This is a genomic window from Type-E symbiont of Plautia stali (genome assembly GCF_059731115.1).
Map to the genome: position 1 here is coordinate 725,163 of NZ_AP035907.1, position 13,826 is coordinate 738,988.

Here is a 13,826-nt window from a genome sequence, read left to right on the forward strand (position 1 = left end):
GACTAAAAGTCCCGCAGATCCTGAACCGCACGCTGGGTTTTCATCAGATTCTTTTCCGCCAGCTTTAAATCTTTTTTGGCGATTGCCACAAACAGCGCATCGAGAATATTTAATTGCGCGATACGTGCCGCCGCATTTTCCCCAAGCAGATGCGATCCCTGAGAGGTTGATGTCAATACCACATGCGCATTGCGCGCAATTGGCGACTCGGCATAATTGGTAATAGCAATAATCTTTGCACCATTTCGTGCCGCCAGTTTAATCGGATCGTTTACTGCCCGCGTTGCCCCTGAATGACTGATGGCGATCACCACGTCATCGTCGGATAACACCGCTGCAGACATCAGCATAATATGCGCATCGTCATAAGGCGTGGACTTGATCCCGATCTTCAGCAGCTTGTGCGATAAATCCCGCGCCACGGTGGCTGAACCGCCCACCGCATAAAGATCGATATGGCGTGCTTTAAATAAAATATCGGCAGCACGATTAAACTCAGAAATATCCAGAATTGATAATGACTCTTCAATTGCCTGAATCGAGGTTCTGAATACTTTAGCCAGTAATTGTTCCGACGAGTCTTCCGGCTCAATTTCTGCATGCAAGCCAGCCACTTCAGATTGATTATAATAAATCAGTCCGGTGCGAAAATGACGGAAGCCAGTGAAGTTGAGCTTCTTGGTAATTTTCACAATCATCGCCTGTGAGACATTATTCTCTTCGGCAATTTCCTGCAGCGAAGTCTGTTCACTGATGTCGGTTCTGGCGATGATGGCTTCGGCAACACGCCGCTCCAGCGGCGTCAGCTGCGGTAATCGCATACGAATTTGAGCGCCAATGGCTCGCGGATCTTGCTTCATTACCTGCCTCTTGTCGCCCGGTCAATCAACATCGCTATGATAATGATTAGGCCAGTGGCAAGCAATTGATAAAAGGCCTGAATATTCAGCAGAGTCAAGCCATTACGTAATGCTCCGAGGATGATTGCGCCGATAATGGTGCCGACGATACTGCCTTTGCCGCCCATCAGTGAAGCACCGCCAATCGCCGCTGCCGCAATCGCGTCTAACTCCCACAAATTTCCGATAGTGGGTTCTGCTGCGCCTAATCGCCCAATCAGGATTAACGATGCCAGTGACGCTAAAGTGCCTGAGATAATGAACACCGTCACTTTGGTGCGTTTAACCGGTACACCGGCCACGCGCGCCGCTTCCTCGTTACCGCCCACCGCCAGAATATATTCGCCCAACGGGGTTTTATTCATCACCAGCCATAACACCAACGCAATCACTGCGACAATGATGATCGGGGTTGGAAAACCGAATAGATCGCTGTTAATTAGGCTGCGAAACTCCATCGGAATGCCAAACACCGGATTCCCGCCGGTATAAATCAGCGCAATGGCGCGGAACAGCGAAAGCCCACCCAGCGTGACGATAAACGGTTGCAGTCCTGCATAGGCCACCAGCATCCCGCTGAACACCCCACATAATGCACCGATACCCAGCGTGGCCAGAATCGCCACCGGAACCGGCACACCCGCCACCATCAGGGTGGCGCCCAATACTGCAGAGAGTGCGGCGGTCGGCCCAACTGATAGATCAATACCGCCGGAAATAATCACCAGCGTCATTCCCAGTGCAATCAGCGCATTGATGGAAGATTGCTGCAAAATATTCAGCAGGTTTGGCACGGTAAAAAATACCGGCGACAGGAATGAAAATGTCACCACGATAATGAGCAGTCCGATTAAGGTGCCGGCATCGCGTAGATTGAGTTTAAATTTTGCCGACGGCGCAGCCGCTGGCTGTGTATTTGTTTGCGTCATCATAATTGTGCCTATATAGAGTGCAGATTGAGTGCTATACAGCTTCTTTAATGTCGTTAATAGCAAAGCGCGCGATGTTCTCTTCGGTAATGTCATCACCGGTTAATTCACGCGTAATTCTTCCTTCACGCATCACTAAGACGCGGTCGGATACACGTAATATCTCGGTCATTTCTGACGACACCACGACAATCGCTTTACCTTGCTGGGCCAGCTTTTCAATCAGGTTATATATTTCAGCTTTAGCCCCGATATCAATTCCCCGGGTTGGCTCATCAAATAAAAACACTTCGGCATCCGCGGCTACCCAGCGGCCAATAATCACTTTCTGCTGATTACCACCACTCAGTGTGCCGATCGGTTTTTCAATATTCAGCGGACGCAGTTTTAAGTCGGACATCACCTCCTGCGCCACCGCGTCGAGTTTCACTTTACGAATAACGCCCGCGAGCGTGAAGTTGCGCATCGACGGCAGCGCCATGTTCACTTTCACTGCACGCGCTTTGATGATGCCCTCTTTCTTACGATCTTCCGGCACCAGACCAATACCGGCACGAATCGCCGCACTAACGTTGTGATTGCGTACTGACTGACCATTTACGCGCACTTCACCCGCGCTACGTTTGTCGATACCGGCAATCAGTTTCAGCAATTCGGTGCGGCCTGCGCCGACCAGACCTGCCACGCCCAATACTTCCCCGGCGCAGACGCTGAAACTAGCCGGTTTTATCTCCGTTCCGCGCGTCACATTCTCAACCTGCAGCACTTCGCGATCGGTGGCCCATGACTGGTGCGCCTGCTTATCGATTTTGCGCCCTACCATTTTCGCGACGATGCTCTCTTCAGTCTCATCGCAAATGTTCACCACCCCGACCTGACGGTCATCGCGCATGATGGTGGCGCGATCGCAGACCTGGAAGATTTCATTCATCTTGTGCGACACATAAATCAATGAAACACCTGTGGATTTCAAATCTGCAATCAACTCCGCCAGGCGCTCAAACTCACGCGGCGTCAGGCTGGATGTCGGTTCATCCATGGCGATGATTTTCGCCTCATCCAGCAGTGCGCGCGCAATCTCCACGATCTGCTGCTGCGATACCTTGAGGTGCTTGATCGGCTCAGCGGGATTAATGCTGGGATCAAGCTGCTTCAGAATATGCGTGGCACGTGCCAACTGAGCGCGTTTATCGACAAACAAACCGCTCAGGGTGGTCATCGGGCGACCCAGAAACATATTCTGGGCGACGGAGAGCTCAGGAACATGCTGCAACTCCTGATGAATCATCGCGATGCCCGCATGGCGCGCACTGAGCGGATTTTTCATCTGCACTGACTCGCCGTTGACGTGGATGTCACCGCTATCCGCCGGGCGCACGCCAGAGAGAATGTTCAGCAACGTGGATTTGCCTGCCCCATTTTCTCCGATCAGCGCGTGCACTTCGCCCGGTCGCACCATAAAGTCCACATCCTGCAGCGCGATGGCGCTACCGTAGGTTTTATTGATGCCGCGCATCATTAAGCGATACTGTTCCATACGCTCTCCGCCTGTGTTACTGCTGTGCCAGCAATTGACGCAATTTGTCGTTGTCTTTGGTTGAGAAGGCATCGGCATTCTCTTTGGTGATCAACGCCTGTGGCGTGGCAATCACGCGCGACAGTTTCTGTCCGTTCACCAGACGCAACATCACTTCCATCGCCACTTCACCGGTCAGGATTGGGAAGCTATCGACGGTGCCGGTCAGTTCACCGCGTTTAATAGAAGCATAGGCATCGGAAATACCGTCGGTACCAAATACTGCGGTCTGCTTAGCTTTATTCAGCGAACGCACCGCTTCCACCACGCCGAGCGCCATGGTGTCGTTGTTGGCATAGAAACCAATCAGATCCGGATGTTGCTGCAGAATGGTCGATGCGGCATTAAAGGCCTGCTCGCGGCTCCAGTTAGCTGGCACGCTGGCGACAATGTTGAATTTGCCATTCGCCTGCAGCGTCTCTTTAAAACCGGCAGTGCGCTGACCCGCAGCGTACACGCCCGGCTGGCCTTCAATCACCGCCACTTTGCCGCCCTGCGGATAGTGCTGAATAAACCATTTGGCGACGCGCACGCCGTTATCTTTCTGCACGTTCCCAACGTAGTACTGGGCACTTGGCACCACCGCATCGTTGACGTTCACCACGGGAATGCCTTTGCTGCTGGCGCTTTCCAGTGCTGGCTCAAGGTTGATATCGGTTTGAGGTGACACCAGCAAGCCATTAAAGCCTTGCGCAATCAGGGTTTCAGCGATGGACAACTGGCCCATTTGATCATCTTCATTCGCGGCGGCCTGGTAAGCGACGGTGAAACCATACTGCTTCGCAACGTTCTGATACCCCTCGCCGAGTGAACGCCAGTACTCATTGGTCAGCGTTTTCGACACGCCGCCAATTTTCAGCTTGCTGTCGACTTTCGGCATCGGGCCGTATTTGCTTTCCAGCTGCGTCCAGTCTGTGCGGTCGGGCTCGGAGTCAGATTTCAGCGGCGCTAAGGTAGCAGCGTGCACGCTGGAACACAGCAGTGCGGAGGTCAGTACAGAGAGTAAGAGCTTTTTCATGGTGGTAGCCTTTTTATCGTTTTATTTGAGGTGCAGGGTTTTGCGCTTGCTTATTGTGCAAGCATGATGTCATTCACAATCTGCTGTGAGGCCACCGCATCCTGACGGCTAATCGCTTCTTCCAGTGCTGGGTTATTGTTGAGTTTTTCGCTCAACTTCAGCAGACGCTTCACAGTCACAATGTTGATTTCCGCTTCACGGATCGGGTCGAGGCCGCTGGCATCCGGGAAGGTGTCGAAGTAATAAGCGCCCTGATAGCCATCGCGCTGCATCTGCCACAGGAATTCCAGCGTGGCGCGCGGATTCACAGAGCCCGCCATCAAGCCATCATCGCGTTTGCCCCAGCCATCATTCAGGTCCAGCCCTAACAGGCGTGAACGACGGGCCACCATGGCGGCCGCAAACGCCGGCACTTCATTGGCAAACAGCACGTGAGCGAAGTCCAGCGTGATACCGAGGTTGGCGCATCCCGCCTCTTCCACGGCCAGCAAACAGGTGGTGGCATTCGGGAAGATGCTGTAAGCACGCGGTTCATTTGGTTTGTATTCAATGCTGACGTCGATTTCCGGCGCATATTCAGCCACTTCACGCACCGCGCTGACGGCGTCTTCCCACATCTTTTTATAGTCGGCCTGGAAGCAATAATCGAAACCGTCCTGGCCCATCCACAAGGTCATCAGGCGTGAACCAAACTCGCGGCCCGCATCAATACCGCGCTTGGTCAGTTCGATAGCTTCACGACGAATTTTGGCGTCAGGGTTAGTAAAGGCGCCAATTTTGAATTGGGGAGCATCCCAGCGCATCTGCATGCCATTGACCGCCAGGCCTGCATCAGCAATCGCCTGACGCATAGTGGGAATGTCACTGGTCATGTGCTGCGGATAGTTAAGATCGAGATGCGTCAGGCCATTCACCTTACCGGCGCGCGCAATCATCTGTAATACAGAAGGTTTTCCCTGGAGATCTGGCCAGTATAAGTGCGCCCCAGAGGCGAAAGAGTTCAAACGTGTGGCAAACTTTAATTCTGACATGAGGAAGGATCCTTCAGTGCTGGTTGTAATGTACTTTCCTTCTTCACGATTATTTGTGAAGTTATGGCATAAATTACACAAGCCAATTTGTTTAGCAAGACGGCATCGCTTCAATTTGCGAGGCCGTTCACGAAATCCTGCGATCGATCAGCGCACAGCCCTGTCATTCTTTTGTCATAACTCGCTCACCCTGCTGTCAGCGCCGCTTTCATATCCTGTGCCCGAACCTTCCTTATCTGGAGCACAAAAATGAAACTGAAAAAACTGACGTTAGCAGCGGGCATTTTATTGGCGATGGCAGGCGGCGCAGCGCAAGCCAAAGCGCAGCCGGTGAAGAATATTGTGTTAGTACACGGTGCATTTGTGGGTGGTGCAGGATGGCGTCCGGTGTATGACCGCCTGACGCACGATGGCTATAAAGTGACGCTGGTGCAGGAGCCGCTGACCGGTTTCCCGGAAGATGTCACGGCGACACGCCGCATCATCGATCAGCAGAATGGACCGGTGATTCTGGTCGGCCACAGTTATGGTGGCGCGATCATCACCGAAGCCGGAAATGACAATAAAGTGGTGGGTCTGGTGTATATCGCCGCTCATGCACTCAATAACGGCGAAACCGAAGCGATTAACGGCAAAAAATTCCCCAACAGCGCGCATCCGTTTGCTAAATCCAGTGATGGCTATCTGACCATCGCGCCAGAAAATTACCACAGCGATTTCGCCGCCGACTTACCGGCTGCACAGACGGATTTTGAAGCCCACGCGCAGATGCCAACCAACGCCGCTGTGTTCACCGCCAACATTCCTGACCCGGCATGGAAGACCAAGCCTAGCTGGTACATGGTGGCGAAAGCTGACAAAATCATTAACCCTGATCTGGAGCGGATGTACGCCAAACGCGCGCACAGCCACACGGTTGAAGTCGCGGGCGCCAGCCATTCGGTGTATGAATCTCATCCTGATGATGTCGCGAAACTGATTGAACAGGCTGCTCAGCAGGCGCAGCCCTAATCCACTTGTCCCGCCCGGAGATGCGCATGAAAATTTTGGTGATTGAAGATGAAGCCAAAGCGCGCGATTACATGCGCAAAGGATTAACCGAAGCGGGATTCATCGTGGATGTAGCGGAAAATGGGCAAGATGGTTTGTTCTATGCGCAGGAGCATCATTACGACCTGATTTTACTCGATGTGATGATGCCCGGCATGAGCGGCTGGGAGGTGATGGCCGCGCTGGATAAACAGACCCAGACGCCGGTTATTTTCCTCACGGCTAAAGGCACGTTGGAAGATCGCATCAAGGGGCTGGAACTGGGCGCGGATGATTACCTGGTGAAGCCCTTCTCGTTTGCGGAACTACTGGCACGCGTCCGCACGCAACTGCGGCGCGGCGGCCAGCAAAAACTTCCCGATGTGCTGACCCTGGCCGATCTGCAACTCGATATCCTTAAACGTCGGGTGGAGCGCGCGGGGCAACGCATCGACCTCACCAACAAAGAGTTCAACCTGCTGCATCTGTTTATGCTGCATCCCGGTGAAGTGTTGACGCGCACGGTGATCGCCTCCCGCGTATGGGACATGAATTTTGATAGCGACACCAACGTGGTGGACGTGGCAGTAAAACGCCTGCGCCAGAAAATCGATGGCCCGTTTGCTCAACCGCTGATTCACACCGTGCACGGCGTTGGGTATCGCTGCGAAGCTGAAGCATGAAAAAACTCTCGCTTGCCACTCGCTTATCACTACTGCTCAGCACTGCGGTGATCGTGATTTTTGCCCTGAGCGGCTTTGCGCTGTATCAGTCCCTGGCGAAGCAAATTGGCGTGCGTGATGACGCGGCTTTACTGACGCGCATTGATCAGATTCGTACGCTGCTACGCGATGAAGACGCCATTACGCTGATTCAGCAAAAACCGCGCCTGTTTGCCAATATGCTGGGCAATACAGAATCCTTGTTAGTGCTGCGCTTTCCAGGTCAACCGCCGCTGATTATGGTCAATCCCGGCGCACGACCGATGCCCGACATCACGCCCGTGCCCGCCGATCAGCCACTCAGTCTGGCCTCTGTGCATCACCAGCAGGCAGAGGACGGCACGCCTTTTATTTCCGCCGCTGCATTAGCGCCGACGCGCGATGGTAATGGGCAAATTGAGATCATCACCGGCCGCCTGATGAGCGATCGTACCCAAACGCTGAATAGTTATCGCGACCAGATTATTGTATCAACTGCACTGGCAGCCCTGCTGGTTGCATTATTGAGCATCTGGCTGGTGCGACGCGGCTTATCGCCATTGCGTCGGCTGGCAGCGGAAACCGATGCCATAGACGTGCGGCGTTTATCGCACCGTATCCAGTTCAGCGATGCTCCGACAGAACTGCAACCGCTGGTCGCTGCCTTCAACCAGATGCTCAGTCGTCTTGAACAGGGCTATCAACAGCTCAGCCAGGTTTCCGCCGATATGGCGCACGACCTGCGCACGCCGATTGGCACCTTGATCGGTCAGACCGAGGTGGCGCTGAGCCAGCCGCGCAGCGTGGGCGACTATCAGGCACTGCTGGGCTCCAACTACGAGGAACTGGAGCGACTGGCGAAGATGATCGATAACATGCTTTTCCTCGCTAAAGCGGAAGACGCCAGCCAGGCGATGGATTGGCAAAACATCGATTTGGCACAGCTTGGCGAGAAGTTGCAGGACTATTTTGATGGCATGGCCGAAGAACACGCCATGCAGTTGGAGATGCGCATGCAAGGAGAATTACGCGCCGATCCACAGCTGCTGCAGCGTGCACTGGCGAATCTGATGGCGAATGCTTTGCGCTATGGCGAGCGGGATACCACCATTCGCGTGTTAAGTGCGGTGCGCGATCAGGGGATCGAATTGGTGGTGGAGAATGACGGTGCGCCACTCAGTGTCGAGCAGCAGGCAAGAATGTTTGATCGCTTCTGGCGCGCCGATGCATCACGCCATCAAAGCAGCAGCGGGCTGGGGTTGTCGATTGTACGCAGCATCATGCGTTTGCATCACGGTAGCTGTGCGGTGAGCAGTGAGAACGGGGTGAACCGGTTTAGTTTGCTGTTTCCGCGATGAAACGTGTCGCGGCGCGATTCATCGCGCGGGGTTAAAACCACGCAAAAAATTGCGCCGCAACCGCTTAAATAAAGGTGAAAATCTCTTCGCGCGGCAAACGTGATTTTGGCAATGCCGCATTGAAATCTTCGTCGCTGCGATAGCCCAACGATACCAGTACCACGCTGGTAAAGCCTCTCTCACGCAGGCCTAACGCCTGATCCAGCGCTCGCTGATCAAAACCTTCCATCGGCGTCGCATCAATCCCTAACATCGCGGCACCTAGCAGCAGACTACCGAGCGCCAGGTAAACCTGTTTCTCCATCCACTGCGGGATATCACGCTGCTCGTAACGGTGCATATCGACATAGCCACGACGGCTCTTATCCTGACCGGCTTTGCCTTCTGGTTTGGCAAAACGCCCATCCTGTTCTTCCTGCTCCAGCACATTTTGCAGATGTGCGTCATCCAGATCGGTGCGCATGCACAGCGCGATCACATGGGAAGCATTCAGTACTTTCGGGCCGTTATAAACAAAGGCGCCGGTAGTGGATTGCGCGATCTGCTCACGACCTTCTGGCGTGGAAGCCACCACAAAATGCCACGGCTGAGAGTTGACGGAAGACGGGCTGTTACGCAGCACGTTCAGCAGCGTTTCGATCTCTTCCTGCGGCAAGCTTTTACCACTGGCGAAGGCTTTAACGGTGTGGCGACGAGCCACTGCGTCATTAAGTGTCATGGCAATCTCCTGAATCGATTATTTTAAAAGTGCCGTTACCTTAACCGCCGCGCTTACACGGCGGTTAACGAATTGTGTTTCAAAGGGTTAAAAGCCGCTCAGCACGATCTTGCCGCGTGCACGACCGCTCTCGATCAGCGCATGGGCTTTGCGCAGATTGGCCGCGTTGATGGTGCCGTGATGTTCGCCTGCCGTGGTTTGCAGCGTCTGGTCATCAACCAGCTGGCTTACGCGCTCTAAAATATCGTGCTGACGCTGCATGTCGCGGGTCTGGAACAGTGAACGGGTGAACATCAGCTCCCAGTGCAGCGAGATGGCTTTGCGCTTCAGCGGCACCACGTCCAGCGTTTCCGGATCATCGATCAGCGCCAGCTTGCCCTGTGGAGCCAGCACATCCACCAGCTGGGGGTAATAGCTGTCGGTGTGCGTCAATGAAGCCACATAGCGTACCTGCGGATGGCCAATGGCCGCCAGCTGTTCACCCAGCGGCTGCTGATGATTGACCACATGATGAGCGCCCAGAGAACGCACCCAATCTTCAGTTTCGGGACGCGATGCGGTAGCAATCACCGTGAGGTTAGTCAGCTTGCGCGCCAGCTGCGTCAGAATTGACCCGACACCGCCGCCTGCTCCAATAATCAGCAATGCGGCATTGTCATCCGCCTGCACTTCCAGACGATCAAACAGCAATTCCCATGCGGTGAGTGATGTCAGCGGCAACGCGGCGGCATCGGCATCATTCAGCGTACGGGGTTTATGTCCGGCAATGCGTTCATCCACCAGACCATACTCGGCATAACTGCCCGCGCGCGTAATATCGCCCGCGTAAAACACTTCATCGCCCGGCTGGAACAGCGTGACTTCCTCGCCCACCGCCTCCACCACGCCGACCGCATCCCAACCGAGAATGCGCGGTTTATCGGTTGGCGCGCCGTTACGCACTTTGGTATCTACCGGGTTCACGGCAATCGCGTGGATCTTTACCAGCAGGTCACGCGCGCCCGGCTGCGGTTGGGCGACATCCAGTTCGTACAGCGCATTTTCATCGGAAATTGGTAAACCGTTTTGGCTATAAACTATCGCTTTCATCAAGCTGTTCCTTAATTCATCAGGGTGTTAGGTAAGTTGAGCTCAGCATAGCGGCCTGCACGCTGAGGAAAAATGCCGATTGCACAGCAACACTTTCACTCTTAGAGTGAAAATCCCTGTCTGTTTTGACGATGAGTAAGAAAATGATCCGACTGGAAGATGTCACGCTGTTTGTGCGGTCGGCAGCACTGGGCAGCTTTTCCCGCGCGGCCCGTGAAGTGAATTTGCTGCCGGGGCAAGTAAGTGCCGCCATTCAGCGGTTGGAGCGAGAACTGGATCGTCGCCTGTTTGCACGATCCACGCGTAGCCTGCGCTTGACCGCCGAGGGTGAAAAGTATCTACCCTACGCGCAGGAGATGCTGGCTCTGATGCAAGCGGGCGCTGATAGCCTGCAAAGTCACGAAGACGCACTGAGCGGTGAGCTTAAAATCGCGATGCCTTCCGATATTGGCCGCAATATCCTCTTGCCGCTGATTACCGAATTTTGCTGTGAGCACCCTGCCTTGTCGGTTCGGTTATCGTTATCCGATCAAATCAGCGATGTGTTCCGCGATCCGGTCGATATCGCCATTCGCTACGGCAAACTGGAAGACAGCAGTTACGTGGCATTACCGCTGGCCGAGGACAATCGCCGCATTATGGTGGCATCGCCAGCCTATCTCGACCAACATGGACGCCCGCATCAACTGGAAGATTTGGCCCAGCATCACTGCCTGCCGTTTGTGATGGGCGGGCATGTCTATGACAAGTGGACGTTCCCGCAGGAAGGTATGCGCCGCCAAATCACGGTGAAAAGTCGCCTGCTGTGTGATGACGCCGAAGTGGCGCGTCGTTGGGCTATCAATGGCATGGGCATCGCGTATAAATCCTGGATTGACGTCTGTGAAGACATTAGGCAGCGCCGCCTGGAACGGGTGCTGCCTGAGATCCCCGGCGAAAGCACGCCGCTGCATTTAATCTGCCCGCATCGTAAGCAGTTTTCCCCCGCAATTCGGGCGCTGCATAGCGTGTTACGGGCGCATTTGCGGGCGATGACCGCGCAACTTTAATAGCTGTAAATGTGCAGAGCTTATGCGAACTTGCGGTTTTGATTGCCTCGTGAGCGGCTTTATCATTTTTAAAAATTGATAACACCGTCAGGGACTCACATGCGCAACATTACAAAGACAATACTTGCTTCACTGCTTTTCTCCTCACTGCTTGCCAGCGCCAATGCCGAAGAGACACTTCGCATCGGCTATCAAAAATCTTCCACCTTGCTGACGTTGATAAAGCAGCGTGGCGATCTGGATAAGGCGCTCGCCGATCGCGGCATTAAAGTGACATGGCACGAGTTCACCAGCGGTTTGCCGCTGCTGGAGGCGCTGAATCTCAACAACGTTGACCTCTCTGCTGACGTGGCCGATACCGTGCCGGTGTTCGCGCAAGCGGCAGGCGCCGACCTCACGTATTACGCACGCGAGACGCCTTCGCCTGAAGCTCAGGCCATTTTGGTGCCCGCTAATTCCAACATCAAATCACTGCAGGATTTAAAAGGTAAAAAGATTGCCGTTACCAAAGCGGCTGGCAGCCATTACCTGCTGATCGCCGCGTTGCAAAAGGCGGGACTGAAATTCAGTGATGTCACACCTGCATGGCTGACACCTGCCGATGGGCGTGCCGCGCTGGAACATGGCAGCGTTGATGCGTGGGTGACCTGGGAACCCTTTGTCACCAGCTCGAAAGTCGAGCAGCACACGCGCGTGCTGGTGAGCGGCAAAGGTCTCGCCAGTTATCAGCGCTACTATCTGGTGTCGACGCCTTATGCGCAGAAGCATCCTGAGGTGCTGGGCATTGTGTATAAGACGCTGGATCAGGAAGCTCAATGGCTGAAAGCACATCCAACGGATGCAGCCAAGATTCTCTCTCCATTGTGGGGTAATTTGCCGTTGGCGACGGTTGAACAAGCGAACCAGCAACGCAGCTATCAGATCGAGCCAGTGAACAAGAGCGATTTGGCTGAGCAGCAGAAGATTGCAGATGCGTTTTATCAGGCGAAGCTGCTGCCGAAAGCGATTGATGCGCAGGATGTGGGCACCTGGCAGCCGCAGGCGAAATAGCCGCCCTGCCAGAGAATAATCTGATAAAGCCGGTTGGCGTCGGGGATCTCCGAAGATAGCAGTGAAGCTTTGCCGCTGGATGCCGATAGACGTATCAGGCTTTCTCAAAGCCGTTTCCGCCCCCCATTAGTCGTTTTAAAGGAGAGCAAGATGGATGTATCACAGATTACTTCACTGGCTATCGGTCTGGAAAATATGGACCTCAGCAGTAAAGTGAGCACCCTGGTACTGAAAAAGACCCTGGATAATCAGCAGTCAATGGCAGCAGGAATTCTTAATTCGATTCCGCAACTGCCGGCCAATCCGGCAGTTGGCCGTAACATCAATACCACCGCATAAACTCGCGTTGCATCGTTGCACTCACTGAACGACCTCTGATAGCGTGTATTTTTAACCACTCCCTACTCCAGGGAGTGGTCGACACGCTAATCAGGGATGTTTCGTGACGATTTTCTTTCCGCTTATCTATCTGTTTGCCGGATGGTTGCTGGGTAAAACTGCCTGGGATTGCAAAACGGCTGCGTCATGGATATTGACGCGTATCGCTATTCCCATCGTGATCATCTTTAATATATCGACCCGCTTTCACAGCATGAGCACCATTATTATTGCCACCGCGATATCCATGATGGTGCTGCTGCTGGCAGGTCGCTATGTTTTTGCTGACCCAATAAAAAACCTCTGTTTTAGCTATCTTAATATCGGCTGGCTGGGTCTGCCCGTCGCCAGCGTGCTATTCGGCAATGATGCTGCGACCATTATCATTGCCGCCTACGTCGGCAGCTCAATTGTCGGCAACTCGCTGGGCGCAGGCATGCTCTCCGGAGAGAAATTTAATCCAATCACGTTGATGCGCACCCCGCCCGTCATCGCTCTGATGATCGGCGCAGCATTGATTCCGCTGAGTGATTTGGTGGCTCTTCACTTTGATAGCCTGTATCAAATTGCCAAATTTATGATGAGTTTTCTTGGCATGGCCGTTTTAGGAATTTGGCTTTCAAAGACAACAATATCGATGCGCGATTTTCGACTCGAACTGCGTCCGTTTCTCACTCGCTCAATAGTTTTCGCTGTGCTGGTTTCGTTGCTCCTGCTGATAGCCGATCAGTTCAACGCACCACTTATTACGCAAAATCCAGCAACGATGTATCTTTTCTGCCTGCTTCCCCCGGCAGCCAATATTATCGTGCTAGAGACGCATTACCTGGGCACTGGAAATTCAGCGCAGGCGATTTCATGTGGGACTTGTATCAGTATCGTTGCGATAGCGCTTTATTCGGGTGCTGTTTTGGGTGGCAGAGCGTTAGGGATATGGGGTTGAGAGGATGTTTGAACGGGTTAACGTGATGCTCTTTAGACACTCATTTATCCTTTGTCGC

At 53.8% G+C, this 13,826-nt stretch carries 14 protein-coding genes; 7 read left to right on the plus strand and 7 right to left on the minus strand.

Going from position 1 to position 13,826, the window contains the following annotated elements:
• Positions 1 to 2: 2 nt before the first annotated feature.
• The 5 genes from AC6I8L_RS23420 to AC6I8L_RS23440 are packed head-to-tail and all read right to left on the minus strand — an operon-like array spanning position 3 to position 5,453.
• The gene (locus tag AC6I8L_RS23420) at positions 3 to 860 is read right to left on the minus strand and encodes a MurR/RpiR family transcriptional regulator (protein WP_058960291.1); all 858 of its coding nucleotides are present in this window, start codon (positions 858 to 860) and stop codon (positions 3 to 5) included.
• Positions 860 to 1,831 (minus strand): ABC transporter permease, encoded by a 972-nt coding sequence (locus AC6I8L_RS23425; protein ID WP_058960292.1) that lies wholly within the window; start codon positions 1,829 to 1,831, stop codon positions 860 to 862. Before AC6I8L_RS23425 ends, AC6I8L_RS23420 begins: the two co-directional genes overlap by 1 nt.
• A gap of 31 nt (positions 1,832 to 1,862) precedes the next feature.
• Positions 1,863 to 3,365, minus strand: a complete 1,503-nt coding sequence (locus tag AC6I8L_RS23430) for a sugar ABC transporter ATP-binding protein (protein ID WP_058960293.1) — start codon at positions 3,363 to 3,365, stop codon at positions 1,863 to 1,865.
• A gap of 16 nt (positions 3,366 to 3,381) precedes the next feature.
• Positions 3,382 to 4,422 (minus strand): sugar ABC transporter substrate-binding protein, encoded by a 1,041-nt coding sequence (locus tag AC6I8L_RS23435; protein WP_058960294.1) that lies wholly within the window; start codon positions 4,420 to 4,422, stop codon positions 3,382 to 3,384.
• 50 nt (positions 4,423 to 4,472) lie between these two features.
• Positions 4,473 to 5,453 carry a TIM barrel protein gene (locus AC6I8L_RS23440; RefSeq protein WP_058960295.1) on the minus strand — a complete coding sequence of 327 codons (981 nt, stop codon included), beginning with the start codon at positions 5,451 to 5,453 and terminating at the stop codon, positions 4,473 to 4,475.
• Positions 5,454 to 5,702: 249 nt separating this feature from the next.
• On the opposite strand from AC6I8L_RS23440, the gene AC6I8L_RS23445 reads away from it, so the two are divergent.
• Genes AC6I8L_RS23445 through AC6I8L_RS23455 form a run of 3 tightly spaced genes read left to right on the plus strand, consistent with a single transcriptional unit; the run spans position 5,703 to position 8,541 of the window.
• Entirely contained in the window at positions 5,703 to 6,464 is a 762-nt protein-coding gene (locus AC6I8L_RS23445; RefSeq protein WP_058960296.1) for an alpha/beta hydrolase, read from the plus strand.
• A gap of 26 nt (positions 6,465 to 6,490) precedes the next feature.
• Positions 6,491 to 7,165, plus strand: coding sequence for a heavy metal response regulator transcription factor (locus AC6I8L_RS23450; protein ID WP_058960297.1), 675 nt, complete (start codon positions 6,491 to 6,493; stop codon positions 7,163 to 7,165).
• Complete coding sequence (locus AC6I8L_RS23455) at positions 7,162 to 8,541, plus strand: heavy metal sensor histidine kinase (RefSeq protein ID WP_058960298.1); 1,380 nt, start codon at positions 7,162 to 7,164, stop codon at positions 8,539 to 8,541. Before AC6I8L_RS23450 ends, AC6I8L_RS23455 begins: the two co-directional genes overlap by 4 nt.
• 64 nt (positions 8,542 to 8,605) lie before the next feature.
• Here the strand turns inward: AC6I8L_RS23455 and nfsB are convergent, their stop codons facing one another.
• Together nfsB and AC6I8L_RS23465 are read right to left on the minus strand one after the other, a co-directional pair.
• Complete coding sequence (gene nfsB, locus AC6I8L_RS23460; protein ID WP_058960299.1) at positions 8,606 to 9,259, minus strand: oxygen-insensitive NAD(P)H nitroreductase; 654 nt, start codon at positions 9,257 to 9,259, stop codon at positions 8,606 to 8,608.
• Between the two features lie 87 nt (positions 9,260 to 9,346).
• Positions 9,347 to 10,348, minus strand: a complete 1,002-nt coding sequence (locus AC6I8L_RS23465; protein WP_058960300.1) for a zinc-binding alcohol dehydrogenase family protein — start codon at positions 10,346 to 10,348, stop codon at positions 9,347 to 9,349.
• A 143-nt stretch (positions 10,349 to 10,491) separates the two neighbouring features.
• Between AC6I8L_RS23465 and AC6I8L_RS23470 the strand changes: the two genes are divergently transcribed.
• The 4 genes from AC6I8L_RS23470 to AC6I8L_RS23485 all read left to right on the plus strand — a co-directional run bounded on the left by AC6I8L_RS23470 (position 10,492) and on the right by AC6I8L_RS23485 (position 13,768).
• Entirely contained in the window at positions 10,492 to 11,397 is a 906-nt protein-coding gene (locus AC6I8L_RS23470) for a LysR family transcriptional regulator (RefSeq protein WP_058960301.1), read from the plus strand.
• A 99-nt stretch (positions 11,398 to 11,496) separates the two neighbouring features.
• The gene (locus AC6I8L_RS23475; RefSeq protein WP_058960302.1) at positions 11,497 to 12,447 is read left to right on the plus strand and encodes an aliphatic sulfonate ABC transporter substrate-binding protein; all 951 of its coding nucleotides are present in this window, start codon (positions 11,497 to 11,499) and stop codon (positions 12,445 to 12,447) included.
• A 150-nt stretch (positions 12,448 to 12,597) separates the two neighbouring features.
• Positions 12,598 to 12,786, plus strand: a complete 189-nt coding sequence (locus AC6I8L_RS23480; protein ID WP_058960303.1) for a YjfB family protein — start codon at positions 12,598 to 12,600, stop codon at positions 12,784 to 12,786.
• A 103-nt stretch (positions 12,787 to 12,889) separates the two neighbouring features.
• The gene (locus tag AC6I8L_RS23485; protein ID WP_058960304.1) at positions 12,890 to 13,768 is read left to right on the plus strand and encodes an AEC family transporter; all 879 of its coding nucleotides are present in this window, start codon (positions 12,890 to 12,892) and stop codon (positions 13,766 to 13,768) included.
• The last annotated feature ends 58 nt before the right edge of the window (positions 13,769 to 13,826 follow it).